Raw genomic sequence first — 18,840 nt, 5'->3', positions numbered from 1 at the left:
CGGGTGTTGTACTCCGAGGAGGCCAGCGAGTGCTTGACCTGGGTGTCGAGCAGCACGATGCGGTAGTCGTCGAGGTCGGAGGGGTAGTACTCGTAGGCCAGGGAGCGGCAGTCGAGCTTGACCACATGCCCGCGCTTGCCGAACATGCTGGCGAACTGGTCCATGATGCCGCACATCACCCCCGCGTACTCGTGCTCGGCCTTCTGCGCCATCTTCACGAGGTCGAACTTCTCCACCCCTAGCTGGTACATCTGGTTCAGGGCAAAGGCCAGACCGCACTCTACCGCCGCCGAAGAAGACAAGCCTGCCCCTATCGGAATGTTGCCGCCAAACACCAGGTCAAAGCCTTTGATCTCGTGGCCGGCCTTCTGGAACTGTGCCACCACCCCACGCAGGTAGTTAGACCACATAAGTTCTGCTGGGTGTACCTGATACAAAGAAAAAGTATCGCTCTCGTTCAGGTCGAATGAGTGCACACGGCAAGCGTTAAGCCTGTTAGGTGCAATGGCAAAGTAAATTTCCTTATCTATGGCAGCCGGAAGCACAAAACCCTCGTTGTAATCGGTGTGTTCGCCTATCAGGTTAACACGGCCAGGAGAGCGAACAACCACCGGTTCCTTTTCAAAAAGCTCCTTAAATTTTAAGATGATATCGTGTAGCATGCAGTTGAAGTTTGTACTGATTGCAGAAGTTCTTTATGCTATTGTTGCAGCCAATTTTCAGGTAACGAAGCGGCCTTTTTAAATACAAGTGGGTTTTGACTGATAAATGGATCTTTCGCCTACAGACACCTGCATTAGCACTTCCAGCATAGCCTGCTCTACAATAAGCAGGATCGACTTTTGCTAACTAATGTGCGTTATAATGAAATTCAATTCATTTGCCTATTGCCAACAAACATATTCAAAACTAGAAAGACAGCGGAAGTTACAGGGGGGGATAAACCACAAAACAAAGGGGGGAATCAGCTAACGGTGCATAATTTCCTTAAACAATATTGCCCTGGTCTTCTGTATTTCATATTAAATTCAGGAGACCAAGGCAACAATATTTAAACAGCTGCAAGTAAAGCAGCCGTATGCAAGGTGAGCAATTAAAACGCTACTTCCAGTGGCGATGCCAGGCATTTACCGAAATCAGCCAGATAAGCATCCCAGTCTGCTGCGGAGTTAAATTGTCCACTCTTTTTCCAGCCAAAACCAGCGTAGTATATTATTTGGTCTTTCTCTGGAGTAGTCAGCACATACACATGGCTTTGGTCTTTTTCCGGCACCCGGTGGTCTTTATATTCCTGCACTATAGCCGGAGCGACTACTATGCCCACACCTAGTTCAGAGTCATCCATGGGTTCCCAATAACGAAACCATCCTTGTTCTTTGTTGGCGTTTACTTCTCCCTTTTTATCGTGTAGTGTAAGGCCTACTGTGGCGTTTGGCAGCGGTTGGTCACTTTTTAAGTTTACTTCAAAACGGCTCAGGTTACTCCCCAGGTCGAGGCTAATGCGCTTGGTTTCGGTAATAGTGCGGCCATTTGCCTGCCAGGGCGCATAGGTTAGCTCGAACACCGTGCGAATGGGACCTTCGGCAATCGTTTTGTAAGAGACAAAGTTTTTAGACACGTACAGCTTTCCGTCTTCCCATACACCAATGCCACCTACTCCACGGCTCGGACCAACATGATAAGGATCATATCCTTCGCCGGTATCTTCGTGATATGCGCCCGGCCGTTCGCTGTTGTTTTGGTACCACTTGTTAATGATCGGGTAATCCACACGCTTCAGCCAGGCATCTATGCCGCTGGTTAAGGTGCCGTTTGGCTCGTTGCGCTCCACTAGCTGTTGCGCTACGGGCCCATAAGTTCGGAATGCCACCCGATCGTTCTCCCAGGTATAATCGTCGGTGCGCTCGGGTACAAAACGGGAGTAGGTGCTTATCTTACTTTCAGGGCGCTGGGCAGCTGCATTTTCTACCGCTACAATGGTAAAGGTTTTCCTGCCGTTAGGCTGCATGTCGGTCTGAAACAGAATTTCATCTATGGTTCCATCGCCGTTGTTATCCAGCGCCTGGCTTACCAGTACCACATCTGTGCCGGTGTTCTTTACCAGCAGGTTTTCTGCACCATATTTCTGCGCCAGCTTGCTCACCTTATTTAGCGGAATACTTACTGTTTCTGATTTCCGCGCCACGGCCAGCTTATTAGAAACAGTAAATTCTTGGCTGAGGAGATTTTGCTGACAGGAGCTTAAGGAAGCGGAGAAAAAGAACATGGCTCCCCAGACTGTCGCCCAACTTACTTTTTTTGAATACATGTATAGCTAATTTCTCTGTTACTTAATTTTCTGATATACCCTCACATAATCTACTTCGTATTCTCTCGGAAAATCACTTGCGGCAGGGTCTCCGCCGTTAGAACCGATGGCCAGGTTGAGCAGGATGTAGTGGGGCTGATGAAAGGGATTAAAGCCATCGGGGTTCTGGGTTTGGCTAAGGTCCACTTCATTCAGCAGCTCATCATCCAGGTAAAGCCGGATGTAATTCTCTGTCCAGTCCATTTTCCAGACATGAAACTTCTCCGGCCAGCGGGCATCTTTTTCCAGAAAATGAGAGAGCGGCACCTTTTGTTCGTCCCAGGCAGCCCGTTGTTGCGGATGTGCCCAGGCGGCATTGGCCAGAATGGTCGGCTGGTTCTGCACCCGGTAAAACTCCATTATATCGATTTCGCCGTTGGCTGGCCAGCCTTTTGCTTCGCCTAATGTCCAGATGGCGGGCCACATGCCCATGGTTGTATCTATTCTCGCTCTTACTTCTACTATGCCATACCGGAAAGCTTTTTTGTTACGGGTGTTAATGCTGGCGGAGGTGTAGTGGGCGTAGGGGGTGTTTTTCCGCCAGTCGGAACTGCTGCTGTCGTAAAACTCATTTTCTTTTTTCTCCCGCTTTCCCTCAATTACCAGCAGTCCATCGCGGATGTTTACATTCTCTGGTTGGTACCACTGCAGTTCGTTGTTGCGTACCAGGCCGTGTTCGTAAGACCATAACGAGCTATCCGGCTTCCCCTCCTGCTCAAACTCATCGTTCCAAACCAGTGTATAACCATCCAGAACATTGCCTTTAGAATCAGAAATGTATGTTCTGCTGCAGGCCATTACATATACGGTTAGCAGCAAAACAATCCAGCTATTCTTTCTTTTCAGAGCTCTACACACAAGGCTTTTAGTTTAGTTGAGAGTTGACTTTTCATTCGCTTATTCAAGCAGTTAAAATTCCTAAATCAACCATTTAGCTATTAAATCATTTAAATTATTTAAATGAAAATGGCCTTCCAGAGCTGTTTTTAACTTAAGAGCCACCATGGTCTATCATCGTATTTCCAGTGCATGGTCGGCAGGGGCACCTTGACCGTTCCAAACTTTAGCCGCTGTCCAGGGGGCAGCGGGTTTCGACCAGAAAGCATCGGTTTCGGGTAAACCAAGTGGCAGAAAGGCCGTGGCACAGAGATAGAGGCTGCCGGTAGTAATATAAAACTCTGCCAGGTCCGGTTGCTGCCCGTAGAGGCCAATATTCAGCCAGCCATCTTTGGTATAAGTGCCAGGTGCTTCCAGCGTTTTCCGGATTACAGCCGTTAAAGCGCCTCTTACCTGCTCGGGATTTAAACTCTCCGGCAGTTGCTGGCGCAGGGCCATATCAGATAGGTGATGAAAGGCCCCTGCTCTGTAGGCAATGGAGCGGCCCAATACCGGAAAAGAACCATCGGCATTTATGAGTCTTTCCTGGATTTCGGCGTAGCGTTTGGTAATTTTATCAAAGGTAGGCGCATAAGATTGGTACCGTTTGTTTTTGCTGTTTACAACTTCTAAAATAGAGGCCAGGTAAGGCTGAATAACATAGCTGTTGTAGTAATCGAGGGCGAACTGCATGCCATCAGAGTACATGCCATCGCCCACGTACCAATGCTGCGAAAACTCCCGCACCCCGTACTCTACCCGCACGGCATCGTACTCTACTCCGTATTTGCAGAAAAAAGCTTCGATCATACCCGAAAACAGAATCCAGTTAGAATAAACCGGTACGGTACCGCGCGTGGTTCTAAAGGCTGTAATTACCTGCTCCTGCACTTTTGGCTCCAGGTTGTCCCATAACCAAGCGCAGCGCACGAGGCCTAACGCCAGAAACGAGGCATCTACGAGTGGCTGCCCTCCCTCCCATTGCATATAATCTTTGGCGGCCGGGTTTACCGAATTGGCAACGGCTTTTAATGCCCACTGCCGGTACTGGTTGCGCAAAGTTACTTCATCTGCAGATCCGCCTTCCAGGTTTAGCCAGGGCCCGATGCCACTCATTATCCGTCCAAAAGCTTCGAGGTACGCCACCTTGGTACGCGAGGCTTTGTTGTCGATTCTGTCAGATAGCACCACCGGCATCGTTTCCTTCAGCTTGTCTTCTGCCAGGTTAGCCAGCACGGGTCTGGCTACTTTATCGAGGTGGTTGAGCCAGAGTTGCCGGTCGTTTGTTGCAGGTGTGTTCTTTTTCCTTTGTCCATACCCTGTGCTGCTCAGGCAGAGCAGGATAAAAAACAGCAAAAGAAACATACTTTGTTTTGGAGCGGCAGAGACTTTCCGGTTTGTCATTTTTTCTGTTCAAGAATTGGAAGAAGTTGGTTACAGATTTGCCTGCTTTGGCCTACTGGTTATTTAAGCTAACCGGTTTAATGCCGGCATGCGTGGGCGTAGCCTGCTTAATGCTGCCATCGGGATTAAACTCCATTTTATCGATGCAAACCTCGCGGTTATAGCCTGCTGATTCTCCCATGGTAATGCCTTTGGGGTAGTTGAACCGGTGGTATACAATATACCACTCGTCTTTGCCTGGTATTTGTATAACGGAGTGGTGGCCGGTGCCATAGATACCTGCTTCTTTGTCTTTTACAATCACCAGGTTGTTCTGCGGCAGCGTAATTTTACCAAGAGGAGAAGTGGCTGTTCCGTAGCGCACCTGGTAATTTTCGTCGCGGGTATCGTTCTCCGACCACATAAAGTAGTACTTGCCATTTCGGAAGAATACGTGTGTGCCCTCGTTGTACGATTTAACTGGGGTCATCACTTTGGTGGTGCCTGGCTTAAGCGATACCATATCGTCGTTTAGCTCGGCTCCAGCCATGTATCCATTGCCCCAGTACAGATAGCTTTTGCCTGTTTTAGGATCAGTGAACACATCCGGGTCTATTTGCTGGCCGCGCGTAACACCCTCCGGAAATTTATCGAGCAGAGGTTTGCCGGAGTCTACAAACGGGCCTGTCGGGTGGTCGGCTACTGCCACTCCTATTTTCTGAGCTGCCGTGAAATAGTAGAAGTACTTATAGGCACCGTTTACTTTTTTCTCGATAATGCAGGGCGCCCAGGCATTTCTGTCGGCCCAGCTCACATCTTTTGGCAAATCCAGTATAACGCCTTCGTCTTTCCAATCGACCAAGTTATCGGAAGAGAAGGTTTTAAAATAATTGCCGGACCAGCCTGTAAAGCCATCGCTGGTGGGGTAGATGTAGAATTTTCCGGTTTTTTCAGCATAAATAATGTCCGGGTCGGCGTAGTAGCCATCCAGCACCGCGTTATTAGCTTGCTTTGCAGTTACGGTGTATGTCTGCGGCTCTCTCCCTTTCAGCTGCACGGTATAGGTTACAGGTCCGGCCGCAAAATTCTGCGCACCTTTAGGAGAAATGCTCACACCAGGCAAGGCGGTAAATTCCGGATCAAAAGCAGCTAGATTAGTACCTGATTTTACAGGCAGATTCAGGGCTTTGGCGGCCGAATCGTAGGCAACGTTTATTTTTTTAATGCCTTTTGCCTGCGGCATCTGCAGGGCATCGTCTGCGGAACCCCATTTCTGCACTAAAGCTTCTGCTTCTGCGGCTGTAATAGGCAACACAGTGCCATGGCGCGGATGAAAGTTCATGGAGATGGCCTGATCTATTACCTCAAAATTTTCCAGGTCCTGCGTTTTGGTGAACTGGTATTTTCCTTTGGTATACACATCGTACATCAGAATGTAGCCTTCGCCGTTGTTGAGCTTAAACACACCCGAACCTTCTACCGGGTCTTTGGTTTGCTGCACAAATTTATCTCGGAGTACATAGCCTTCTGTCAGTTTATCGGAAACGGCGACTTTGAGGCCCGAACCAGCATCTTCGGTTTTGAAGAACAGGTGGTAAAGTCCGTCTTTAAAAATAATGTCGCCGTCTATGCTGGCACCACCAGCCGGATTATAGAAAAGCTGCTTCGGCTCTGTCTCCAGATCAGTAAAATCGGCGTTGGCATAGGCGTAGTAAATGATGTCCGCAGCATCGCCATGCTTCATAGACCAGTAAAGCATGTACTTGCCTACCGCCGGATCATAAATGGTTTGCGGTGCCCACACCCGCAGCAGGTCTTCGTTACCCGGAAATCTTTCCTGGATGTTCACGATACTGGAGGTCCAGTTGAGGAGGTCGGTTGACTTGAGCAGTACCATAGCCCTGTTGGAGGTCCAGCCGTTAGCCGATACCATGTCGGTTACGACCATGTAAAATGTTTTTCCGTCGGCTCCACGCAATATATGCGGGTCGCGCACGCCACCAGTCGAGCTGATGTCGGCAGAGTTGATAACGGGTTTGTTGTCGTTTAGGGCCCGGTAGTTATAGCCATCGGTGCTGATGGCAAACCGAATGGCTTCTTCGCTCTTATTATTGCCGGTAAAATACGTAAAGAGGTAGGCACTGTAATTCTGCTTAGCTGCTTCTGACACAGTGCTCTCAGCTTTTTGAGTAGTGGCTGTACCAACACGCTGCGAACAGGCGGCTAGCACAACACAAAGTGCCGCAGAAGCGAATAAGTTTACTTTTTTCATGTAAATAGTTTGCATTAGTTGTGTTAACGTCTCTAAATTCCTGAGGTAGCCTAAGGCCTTAACATCGCCAGAACCCTCCGGAAGGGCATTTTTATTTGAATAATTACGCTTAACCCTTTGCCACTTAAGCATGCTATGGCTAAGGCGCCTTCTCCCATACCATAGAAGCCTAATTTGCAGCATCAAGGTAAACTTTACAGGATTATGCCAGACAGTTTCTTCAGCTATTCTGAACTTGCCGAAAGAACTATTAAGCACCAGCAAGGCAAGCTTTAAATGACTGATTTGTATGCTTTAGGCCTCACGACGGTGCCCTAATGCACCAGCATCGTTTTTGTGGTGGTGCCTTTGTTCGTCTTTAACTCCAAGGAGTAAGCTGCTTTTTTCAGTTCTTCCACCTTCAGCACTTTTTCGCCCGTGAACTTGCCTTTCGCCTTGGCTACCTGCTTTCCGGCTTCGTCTTTTATTACCACACTTTTGCTAGTGAGGCCGGCAGGCAGTTGCACCCTTACCTCGCCATTGGCAACATTCGGATACACCGCAATGCTTTGGGCTAGTTCGCTTTCGTTTGCGCTTGCCTGCTCCTTTTCTACCAGACGATGCATTTCGGAAGTGGCCAGTAAAAAGGCGCCAACTCCAAAGTTTGCCGTTGAGTTGGCATCTACTACCTGCCCCGGAATAGCTCTCTCGCCGATGGGCTGCACGTAGCCAACTCTGCCATTGTCTTGCAGCGCTACTTGTGTAAGGAACTGGTAGCCTTTTAGGGCCGCTGGCAGGTATTCTTCTCTGCTCAAAAACCCGTTGTTGATGCCCCACAGCAAGCCATAGGTAAAGAAAGAGGTGCCGCTAGACTCAGGGCCGGGCGCGTGCTGCGGGTCGAGCATGCTGCGGGTCCAGTAGCCTTCGGGCTGCTGCGAATTTTTAATGGCCTGCGCCATGCCTTTGTATTTTTCGATGTACTCGTGGCGGTGCGGATCATCTGTTGGCAGGTCCTGCAGCACTTTGGCAAGGCCAGCAAATACCCACCCNTAGCCTTCGGGCTGCTGCGAATTTTTAATGGCCTGCGCCATGCCTTTGTATTTTTCGATGTACTCGTGGCGGTGCGGATCATCTGTTGGCAGGTCCTGCAGCACTTTGGCAAGGCCAGCAAATACCCACCCGTCGCCGCGTGCCCAGAAGTCTTTTTTACCGTTTGCGCTTTTGTGCTTTGGGTACACGTATTTAGCATCGCGGTAATAGAGCTTTTCTTCTTCATCATACATAATGGAGTTGGCATAGCTCAGGTACTCGTGCAGTTTCTCGAGGTACTGCTTGTTACCGGTAACTCGGTAGAGTTTTGTCATCACGGGCATTACCATGTAAAGCCCATCAGCCCACCACCAATAGTCGTTGTTGGGGGTGCTCATCTGGTATTCCATTACCTCGCGGGCGCGGGCAATCTTTTTCGGATCTTTTACCTCGTCCAGGTTATACAAGTCGATGTAAGTCTGGAAGGCAATCTGGTAATCGCCAAACAGCACATATTCATCCGATTCCCCGTACGAATACTTCCAGTTTGCTTTATCGTCTGATTTGGCACCTTTCCATTGATTGTGTTCTGCCCAAGCTTCGGAATAGTTCTTATAATCTTCTATGCCAGTTACTTTATAAGCTTCCATGTTGCCGGTGTGGTAGGCGGCATTGTCCCAGAAGGAACGGCCGTGGTTCGGGTTCTCTGACTGCCAGTAATGGTTGGCTTTTTTAATAACGGCCTCCACTTCTGCTGTTGAACCAGGAATGGAAGGTGCTGACTGAGCAGTGGCAGCATTTGCAAAAACTCCGCACCACATCACGAAGGTGGCAAAACAGGAAATCAGATTTTTCTTCATGTTCATTTTATTGCTATGCAGGTTTATCGTCATTTTTCACCTCCGGATGGTTTTCTTAATAACTTCCGGCAGAGAGGCACTCCATATTACCCTATGTCTCCAAGGCTGCAAAAAGCCTCTGGAAGGCGATTTTCATTTGAATAATCAGAGTTAATGTGCTATTGGTTTAATGGCTCAATAATTAATTTAGAAATTTCAGTTGCATGAGAAGAGATTAATAGATTAACTCATAACCAAAGAAAGTCTTTTATCTAAACTTTAGTATCTAAGTTTTAGCATCTAGAAAGCAGGTTTCCATTCTACCACCTGAATAGGCTGGGGTGGCACATCGGCGCGGCCTTCGCCATCGACCTGCTCCACTTTTTGCACAAACAGATTCAGCACGCCTTTATCTTTCCACAACTCGGTGTCGTAGGTAGGCTCCCAAGACCCCAGCGACTCCTGCGTAAGGTCCATTATGGTCCATTTGGCATCGGCTAGTTTCCCTATCACCACAGCCGAAGCTTTGTTGCCACGCTCCTCATCGCGGAAAAGCATGAGCACGGCAGTTTTGTCGCCGGCATTTTTCACCAGCACCTGCGGCCTTGCAATTGGAATGCGTTTGGTGCCAACGCCACTAAGGCTGAAAGGTGTTTTCCGGAAATCGAGCGGCAAGGATTGCCAAGCGGTGCCGTTGTGGTACACCAGGTGGTACTGCGGAATATCAGAGTCTGCTTCGCGCCAGTAAGTGGCTATAAACGGGTTGCCGTTTTCGTCGGCTCCCATAGATGTCTGGTTTATAAGCTCGCTGTTCTGTGGTATGGCCCTGACTCTTTCACCTGTCGCTTCTATGATTGGAATGGCGTATTTTTCACCGGTAGATTTTTCCCAAGTTTTGCCCCCATCCGTAGAGCGGGCATAGCTCAGGTCATGGTTACTGGCTATATCAGGGCTTTCGCGCCACACCCACGACACATGGATGGTGCCTTGCCTGTCGATATAAGCCTGCCAGTAGGCATTGCGCTTGCCTTCGCCACTGATCAGGTTAGCGTGTAGTTGGGTCCATTGCTGCGTTTTAGTGTCGTAGGCGTTAATGACCATGTTCCCGCGCCCGGAACCGCCATCGCGGTAAAAGAACATTAGGTTGCCGTTTTGCAGCCGGTAGAACTCGGGGTAAGACACAGTGCCTTCGCTTTGGCCTGTCATGGGCATTTTGCTTGTCATTTGCAGGGAGCCGGGGCTCACGCTGCGGGCATAGTTCAGTTTGTTGTTGTGGTGGTCCCAGGAGAGGTGCAGATAACCATCGCCATCTACCATTATGCTGATAGAGTTGTGTGCATCGGCTGCATTTCCTGTAAAGTCAGTTTTTTGTATATCCCACTGCTGTGCGCCGCTTTTTCGTTTGGCCAGCACCACATGGCGGTCGGCATCATACCAAGCAGTGTACTGGGAGCCTTGGTGCGTCACAAGCGAATTTTTTCGGAACACCACGGCATTAACAGAGTTGTTTGCCCAGCCATCGGCTACCTCTGTAGTAGTGGGGGCAGCAGCCTGTGAGCCGTCGCCGGAACGGAACGATTGACAGGATGCCATGCCTAAAAGCAAGGCTCCTATAGCAGCACTTAATAAGTGTAAGCTCTTTTTTTTATTTCTCATGAAGATGCTCGTGTACTACAGCAGTTTGCATACTGGTTGCTGGCTCGTTTTAATTGCACTTACAACCTAACGTTTGTTCTGATAAATTACTAATCTTTCTTCAACTCTACGCCCTTCTATGCTTAAATATCCTCCGGAAGGCTTTTTTTATCATAAACATTCACTCCGTTGCTGACCAAGAAGTCAACAACGGAGTGAATTTAGCAGCCATTACTCTTACTTCTGGGACAGTTTGGAAGTGGCTTTGGTTATTGGTTTAAGAACGTAGCTGTAGCTGTATTGCTTGTCGAGGAGCCTGTAAGGATCGTGCGGCAAACGACCCCAGCTATCATCGCCACCCAGACCACGTTGCTTCAGGTCTATGTGCAAGCTAACGTTATCGTGCTTTTTCAGATCCACAGGGTGCCTGTTCTGCTTTTTAGTACCTGGGTCTATCTCTTCGGCTGTGTAGTTAATGGCCGTGAAGTTGAGTGGTTGCAAGCCTTCAACGGAAATACCGCTTCCGGAACCGTTGGTAAGCTCTACCCAACGCACATCGGTTTTATTGCCACTCTCCTGCGGCCTGATGTACAGCTCATGAAACTGGTTCTCCACCTTGTCGCTGTAAAGCCCTACAAGCGATGCAGAATTACGATCGGAGTAGTTCTCCCAAGGGCCGCGGCCATAATACTGTAGGTTATCATACTCTTTTGGCAACTCCAGGCGCATACCGAACCGTGGCAGTTCCGGCATGTCTTTCCCGGTCATATCAATAGCAGCAGTTACCTGCACGGCTCCATCGTTCCGGATCAGGTAATCTATGGTGTACGGTATTTTCTGGTCTGTTAGTTCATACGTTACTTTTATAGGTTGCCCTTGCGCCTGCTTCTTGCCTGCCTGCACGTTTACCAGCTTCATGTTTTTGTGAGCCTCGCGCCATACGCTGAGCTTTTCAGGCATATGATTGCCAAAGTCGTTATCAGTAGGGGCACGCCAGAAATAAGGCTCCGGAAATTTGACAATAGCTTTCTGGCCGTTTTGCCCGAAAGAAACTAACTGACCTGTTTTCAAGTCGAACTCTCCGGCTACCTCTCCTGCTGTAAAGCTTAGGGTGTTGCCTTTGGTTTTGATTTTAAGTTTACCAGCTGCATCGCCTGCTTTAGTAAAATAGGCGTTGTTGCTGAGGCTAAACTGGTGGCGCGCTACTTCGTGGCCTGCCGGCACAAACGCACTCTTTGACTTTGTGTAAGCAAACACGTTCAGGAAATACTCTTCGCCGTTTTGCGCGCTAAGAGCTGGCAACGGCAGTGTTACCTCCTTCTGTTGCTGCTGAGCAAGTTCTACAGCAAAATCGCCCTCTTTCTGTAAAGCGCCATTCTTGATCAGTTGCCACTTAAAGCTGTACTGGTTGAGGTTGGTAAAGCCGAACTGATTCTCTACAGTAATTACACCTTTCAGCGGATCTTTTGAACTGATCTGGATATTGGAGTATACTTTTTTAACCTCATGCAACCCAGGGTGCGGCGTGCGGTTTGCCGACACTACCCCATTGGCATTAAAGTTCTCGTCGTGGTACAATTTATCGCCACCGAGGTCGCCTCCGTATGCCCAGAAAACATTGCCGTTTTTGTCTTTGGTTTTCAGCCCCTGGTCTACCCAATCCCAGATAAAGCCACCTTGCATGTGCTTGCTGCTGTTAATGATGTCCCAGTACTCCTGAAAGTTGCCTACGCTGTTGCCCATGGCGTGTGCATATTCGCACATAATATACGGGCGATATTTGTCTGTTGCTTTGGCATACTTTATCATGCTGTCGATACCCGGATACATGGGGCCAACTATGTCGGTATTTTCGTTCTCCCCTGCCTGCTCAAACATAACCAGGCGAGAGTTGTCGCGGTTTTTAATCCACTTATAGGCATCGTAAAAAACAGGGCCGTTGCCACACTCATTGCCCATGCTCCACATAATAATAGAAGCGTGGTTCTTGTCGCGCTCCAGCATACGCACGATACGGTCTGTGTGCGCAGGAGCCCACTCCGGCAGGTACGCAGGGTGTTTGCTTTTGTCGAATTTACCTTGCCACTCAGCACCCATGCCGTGTGTTTCTATGTTCGCCTCGTCTACTAAATACAGGCCATACTCATCACATAGCTTGTACCAGAGCGGGTCGTTAGGGTAATGGCTGGTGCGCACAGCGTTGATGTTGTTCAGCTTCATGAGTTCAATGTCTTTCAACATAGAAGCCCTGTTAGGAACGTGCCCGGTTACATCGTCGTGCTCGTGGCGGTTTACCCCCTTCATCAGCACAGGCACTCCGTTTACCAGCATCTGGGCGTTCTTCAGCTCCACTTTTCTAAAACCAACTTTATGGCCGGTTACTCCTACGGTTTTGCCAGTAGCATCTTTTAAAGTAATTATACAGTCGTAGAGGTTAGGGTGCTCCGCGCTCCAGGGCAGCACATTATCTAAGGTGCCGTTAAAATCCAGTTTCAGGTTAGCGTTGCCTTTGGCGGTAAGACTTTTCTCCTGCGAAAACACTTTGGCGTTGTTTTTATCAAAGAGTTCTACACTTACCGTGGCTTTGTCGGACGCCTTGCCTTCGAACTTGCGCAGTTCAACTTTTGTGCTGAACACACCGTTCTTGTAGCTGTTGTCGAGGTCGGCTTTTATAAAATAATCCCAGAGGGTAAGTTTCGGCAGCGCCTGCAAGTATACATCACGCTCTATACCACTCAAACGCCAGAAATCCTGGTCTTCGAGGTAGCTGCCATCGTGCCAGCGAATTACCTGCACGGCCAGTTGGTTTTCGCCTGGCTTCAGGAACTTAGTGACATTAAATTCGGCAGGTGTTTTAGCAGCCTTTGTCATGCCAACTTCCTTGCCATTCACATATACCAGGGCATATCCTGAAATAGAACCAAAATTCAGCATGATTTCCTGACCGTTCCAGGCAGCAGGCACCGTAAAACTGCGGCGGTAAGTGCCCACCGGGTTATAGGTCTGATCTATGTAAGGTGGCTTAGCCGGGAAAGGGTATTTAACGTTGGTGTAAATTGGAATGTCGTGTCCTTCAATTTCCCAGTTTGCCGGTACCTTAATGGTCGTCCATTTGCTGTCGTCGAAACCGGGCTTGAAGAAATCTTTAGGCCGCTCCGCCACCGTTTTCACGATAGAAAATTTCCAGTTCCCGTTCAGCGACTGGTGAAGTGGCGACTGGCTGAAATCATTTTTGCGGGCGTCTTCGGCATTGCTGTATAGCATAAAATGCACATGCGGTTTTTCTTTGTTCCGCTCATATACCCTGGGGTTTTCCCACTCGTTGCCAGACTGCTGTGCTGCCAGCACCTGCGAAAAGAAGAGGCAGCATAGGAAGAATAAATTACGTTTGACCATAAAACGCTACTATTATAAGTGTTGATGTAAAACTAAATTAATTAAAGACCTTCAGAGCCAAATACCTTCTTGCCTGAAAATGGCTCCGGAAGGACAATTTCATTAGAATAATTACTGCCTTGCTTCTAAAGCACCGAAATGGCAAATATGCTACAGTATGGTTTTGTTTTATTTTGCAGTGTTGACTACGCTTGTTTTTCTTCTTACTCCAGAGGCGTTAACGAACCTGCTCACAAAACTTACATTCGTTATTAGTGCATACTTTCCCCGGGAATAAACTTTTGTCAAAATTCAGCTAATTCTGCTAATTCGTAGGGGGGAGAAACCTTTGTTTATGGGGGGCAATTTAACATTTATGGCCTTTTACTGGCCTTTTTGCCTCAAACTTCCTGCTTTTAGAGTTTTCAGAAAACTCTTGCTTTGTACTTAACAATATAGGTGGATAAGCTTGCCTGCTATCAAATTTCAGAGCCTGTTTTAGCCAAACGATGCATTGATCTGGGTTTATTCAGCAGCAAATTTTGTTTTACAAAAACCATTTTACAAGTTGCAGCAATTAGATAAATGCTCTACCTGGAATACAAAAAAGCCAGTCGGTAAGTAACGTCGACTTCCTATTTTATAAAGAGAAAATGTTGTTTTTTGGTGGAGAACTCACTCCCTGGCTCCAGCTATACTACATTGCATTTGCCTCATCTTTCAGCACCTGCTCGTTCAGGGTATAATTTTTATGAAAAGGCTTCCTGTATTTTTTTATGTACTCAGACGGGTTCATGCCAAAGAGCTTGTAAAACTGCTCCCGAAAATATTTAATGTCGTTGAACCCCGCCTGAAACGCCGCTTCGTTTACTTTACAATCTGTGTCTATCAGCACCTTTGCCACCTTGCGCAGGCGAATAAACCGGATAAAATCGTTCACAGACCGGCCTGAAATATCTTTGACCCGCTTATAGAGGTTAGAGTGGCTCATGCCCATTTCCCGGGCAAACATTTTCACGTTAAAATCCGAATTATCTATGTGCCTCTCAATAGTCTCCACACAGGCATCGAAAAACTCGCTGTACTCTGACGATATTTTATGCCTGGTCGGTTTAAGAGTTACTTTGTTGTAGAAGAAACGCTGCAGGTTGTCGCGGCTTTTGAGCACGCTCTCCACACGGGCTATAAGCAAGCTTTTTTCAAAAGGCTTGGTTATGTAATCTACCGCTCCACCTTCTATTCCTTTCAGCCTGAAATCTGACGAGGAACTGGCCGTGAGCAGAATGATGGGAATATGATTCAGTGAAGCATTGTCCTTGATCTTCCTACACAGTTCCAGACCATCCATCACCTCCATCATAATATCGCTAATGATGATATCAGGGAGGTACTCCTGCGCCAGCGCTAATCCTGCTTCTCCGTTTTCAGCTTCATACACGGTAAAAGCAGAACTGAAGATCTGTCGGATATACTGCCTTATTTCAGTGTTATCTTCTATAAGCAACATAGAATGTTTTCCAGAAATCAGGTTTTCCAGTGCTGGTTCCTGCCGGACCTCCTCTACAAGCACCTGCTCCTCTTCGGGCTGCGCCGCTACCTTCAGTTCTTCCAGTAAAGCGGAGCTGGCAGAGGGCTCTGCTCCCACAACGTCGGCAGGCACCTGATCGGGCACAGTGGGAAGCCATACACAGAATTTTGTTCCTTTGCCTGGTTCGCTTGAATAAGTTATTTCGCCCTGGTGGCTCTCTACAAACTTTTTAACCAGATACAAGCCTATACCAAAGCCACCTGTTGTTGCCTTGCCGGTACCGTATACCTGATGAAACTTGCTGAACAACTTCTCACCTGTTTCGGGCGGAATGCCACAACCGCTATCTTGCACGGTTATTTCAACCTTCTTGCCCAGCTCCACGAGCCGCAGCTCAATTTCGCCGCCAGCAGGCGTAAACTTAAAGGCATTAGATACCAGGTTAAACAGCAGAATTTCTATTTTTTCGCGATCGCCAAAGATTTCAACAGCCTTATTTTCGCAACTAAAGCTGTACTTTATGTTTTTGGTTTTAGCCTGGTGTATAAAACTTAAATACACTTCCTCACAAACAGTGTACATCGACAACCTGGCAACATGAAGGCAGTTTTCTTCGCTGTCGGCTTTCCGGAAAAGCAACAGCTGGTCTACCAGCCCCAGCAAGCGGCGAGCATTCCGGTATACCACGGCCAGGTCCTGATACCCGATATGGTCGCGCTTATTATCAGCCAGTTCTTTTAACGGGCTTATAATAAGCGTTAGAGGCGTGCGGAACTCATGCGATACATTGGTAAAAAAAGACAGTTTCTTTTCGTTCAGTTCTGTCTCCTTTTCGGCTTTAATGCGGGCAATGTCGAGTTCGTATTTTAATTGCGTTTGCTTTGCCTTGTACCTGCTGTATGCATACAAGAATCCGGCAACAACAGAAGCATAGAGCGTGTACGCCCACCAGCTTCTGTACCAGGGCGGCAGCACCGTAAGGGTAATAACACGCTCCTTCTCGTTCCAGACACCTTCTGCGTTGCTGGCTTTTATTCTTAACGTATAATTGCCTTCTCGCAGATTGGAGTAATTTGCTGTGTGCAGGTTATCTATATAATTCCAGGTTTTGTCCCAACCTTCCAGCATGTAGGCATACGAAATTTTATCTGGTGCCCTGAACTCAAGTGCCACAAAATCAACAGAGATATAGGCCTTATCGTAGGGCAGCTGAATGTGCTCCATGTAATACAGGCTGGTTCCTTTTAGTTCAGCATCTTGGGTAGCAGAAATGGGTTGGTTAAGTACCCTGATGCTGGTGGTAACAAGATTAGGGAAGGTGTGATGTGATTTAATGCTATCCGGATGAAAGATATTAAACCCTTTGATGCCGCCTAACAGCAGCTCCCCGGTGCTTAGGTGGAGCGATGCATTGTAGTTAAACTGGTTGCTTTGCAGTCCATCCGATTCATAAAAGTTCTTATACTTCTTTGTGTTCGGGTTATACCATGTTACGCCATGGTAAGTACTGATCCAGAAATTGCCGTTTTTGTCTTCTTCCAGGTTCAGCACGGTGTTATTGGCCAAGCCCTGTGACTCATCAAAGCCCAAAAAGTGCTTGTTCACCCGATCGAACTGCAGCAATCCGCGACCTTGTGTGCCTATCCAGAAGCCACCGTTTCGGTCTTCCAAGATGTCGCGCACAGGGTAGTGTATGCTATAAGCTTTATGAGCTTTTCTGGCTTTATCGACTTTAATAAGCTGGTTATAAGTGCCTAACCAGAGCGTGCCTTCGCGATCTTCGGCAATGGTAAGCACATCTGTTAAGGTTTTATCATAAACTTCGAACCGGTCTGATGCCGGGTTATAGCGATATAAGGCTCCATTCTGCAAGGTGCCTGCCCACAGCGTATGCTGGCTATCCTGAAAGAGCTTCCAGACCAAATTATCGTTTCCGCAGGTGTAGCGCCTAAATGTTCTGGTAGCACGGTTGTATTTATTTATACCACCTCCATAAGTCGAAGCCCATATATTGTTTTCATGATCGAGGAGAATAGACGTAATGTTATTGGCACTCAACGAAGCAGGGTCGTTTGCCTGGTGCACAAAGTTGCGGAAGGTGTTCTTGTCTCTGTCCCATACAGAAATTCCTCCGCCATCAGTGCCTATCCAGATGGTACCATCTTTTTCTTCGGCAAACGAGAAAACAAAGTCGTGCACCAGGCTATTGGCATTGTAGAAGCTATGCGCAATGGTCCGGAATTTGTTTTTTTGCTTATCCAGGATGTTTATGCCGCCTCTGAGTGTTCCAATCCAAAACATTCCTTCTCCATCTCTGTAAAGCGAGGAAACAGCATTGCTTGTCAGTACTTTTTTCTGAGGATCAGCCTGCATATAGGTTACCTGGTCGGTGGGGAGGTGCAGCATATTAATACCGCCGCCATCGGTGGCAATCCATAACCTTTCCGGGCTTTCGAAATTCAGGTCCAGCACGCGCTTCGCCGATAGCCGACCTGGGGCTTGCCCATAAAACTGATAGCTGTGGGAGGTGGTATTATACTTATACAATCCGTTGTTCGTTCCCAGCCAGAGCTGCCGCTCTGCATCTATCTTTATAATGTTGGCATTTTTAATCTTGTCAGTTAACAAGGTTAATTGCCTGCTTTCTGCGTTAAAGGAACACAGCCCTTGCCCCTCTACCATCACCCAGGTATTGCCCTGTTCATCGGATGCTATGGCAGAGGTTGTGGTTGGGAATTTTAAGCCTGACGGTGTCTTTAGCGGAACCTGCCTAAACACATCAGTCTGCCGATCGTAAAGCAACAAGCCTAATCCTATGGAAGACAAAAGCACTGTACCCTGCTTGCTGCTGTTAATGTCTAGTATATCGGAGGTTATTTTCTTTTTTAGCTGCTCCTGGCGTGGCAGGTAGTAGGCAGACTTAAAGGTAGAGCTAAAATTATCGAAGGTGCAGGCCCCTCTCCTTGTACCTACCCAAAAGATGCCCTCACTATCTTCGGCTATTCTGCTTACCTGGTTATGCACAATGGAGGTAGAGTCGTTTAACTGCTTACGGAACACCTTAAAACCATAACCATCGTATTGGTTCAGGCCATCGTCTGTGCCCATCCAGATAAAACCATACTTATCTTTGTAAATGGTATTAACCCAGTTGTTCGATAAGCCATGCTCTATACCTACGTATTGCATGGCCTGTGAAAAACCTTTTGAAACAAATACCAGGAGAAAGAACAATAATAAAAAATGTACTCGCATGAAAACAAAAAAATGAAAAAGCAGCGACTATCTCATAACACACAAGCAGATACCCTGCATCTAAACGCACTAACGATCGTTTTCAAATATACTTGAAATTTTCCAGCAAGCAGGTACAAACTCCTGTAAACATGGCTACAGGCTACTTAACAAAGAGCATCAACAGTTTAGGTTTTCACTTTCTGCTCTATTAGTAAAAGCTTAATTAACAGGTTCAGCAGTTAAATCAGGAATCCAGAGCCTTCGTTAAGTAGAATTTCCCTCCGGAAGGGCATTTTCATTAGAATAATTCAACTGTTTAGCTTTTAACTTCTCCTACCTA

9 protein-coding genes are annotated in these 18,840 nt (G+C 47.6%); all 9 read right to left on the bottom strand.

What is annotated here, in order from left to right:
- On the bottom strand, positions 1 to 662 hold a 662-nt coding region (locus tag ACMA1I_RS21715; protein WP_337070590.1), incomplete at its 3' end, for a galactokinase.
- Between the two features lie 431 nt (positions 663 to 1,093).
- Positions 1,094 to 2,308, bottom strand: coding sequence for a DUF4861 domain-containing protein (locus tag ACMA1I_RS21710; protein ID WP_337070589.1), 1,215 nt, complete (start codon positions 2,306 to 2,308; stop codon positions 1,094 to 1,096).
- A gap of 18 nt (positions 2,309 to 2,326) precedes the next feature.
- Positions 2,327 to 3,205: a glycoside hydrolase family 16 protein gene (locus tag ACMA1I_RS21705; protein ID WP_337070588.1), complete on the bottom strand. Its 879-nt coding sequence runs from the start codon at positions 3,203 to 3,205 to the stop codon at positions 2,327 to 2,329.
- A 153-nt stretch (positions 3,206 to 3,358) separates the two neighbouring features.
- On the bottom strand, positions 3,359 to 4,627 hold the full coding sequence (locus ACMA1I_RS21700; protein WP_337070587.1) for a DUF2264 domain-containing protein: 1,269 nt from the start codon (positions 4,625 to 4,627) through the stop codon (positions 3,359 to 3,361).
- A gap of 52 nt (positions 4,628 to 4,679) precedes the next feature.
- Complete coding sequence (locus ACMA1I_RS21695) at positions 4,680 to 6,878, bottom strand: family 43 glycosylhydrolase (RefSeq protein ID WP_337070586.1); 2,199 nt, start codon at positions 6,876 to 6,878, stop codon at positions 4,680 to 4,682.
- 314 nt (positions 6,879 to 7,192) lie between these two features.
- Positions 7,193 to 8,746, bottom strand: coding sequence for a glycoside hydrolase family 88 protein (locus ACMA1I_RS21690; protein ID WP_414703964.1), 1,554 nt, complete (start codon positions 8,744 to 8,746; stop codon positions 7,193 to 7,195).
- Positions 8,747 to 9,025: 279 nt separating this feature from the next.
- Positions 9,026 to 10,381: a BNR repeat-containing protein gene (locus tag ACMA1I_RS21685; protein ID WP_337070583.1), complete on the bottom strand. Its 1,356-nt coding sequence runs from the start codon at positions 10,379 to 10,381 to the stop codon at positions 9,026 to 9,028.
- A gap of 216 nt (positions 10,382 to 10,597) precedes the next feature.
- Positions 10,598 to 13,756, bottom strand: coding sequence for a glycoside hydrolase family 2 TIM barrel-domain containing protein (locus ACMA1I_RS21680; protein WP_337070582.1), 3,159 nt, complete (start codon positions 13,754 to 13,756; stop codon positions 10,598 to 10,600).
- 676 nt (positions 13,757 to 14,432) lie between these two features.
- On the bottom strand, positions 14,433 to 18,452 hold the full coding sequence (locus tag ACMA1I_RS21675; RefSeq protein ID WP_337070581.1) for a two-component regulator propeller domain-containing protein: 4,020 nt from the start codon (positions 18,450 to 18,452) through the stop codon (positions 14,433 to 14,435).
- Between the last annotated feature and the right edge of the window lie 388 nt (positions 18,453 to 18,840).

It is taken from the genome of Pontibacter sp. 13R65 (genome assembly GCF_047525655.1).
Taxonomy (GTDB): domain Bacteria; phylum Bacteroidota; class Bacteroidia; order Cytophagales; family Hymenobacteraceae; genus Pontibacter.
The sequence above is the reverse complement of the archived record's forward strand: the minus strand, read 5'-3'. Positions and strand labels throughout refer to the sequence as shown.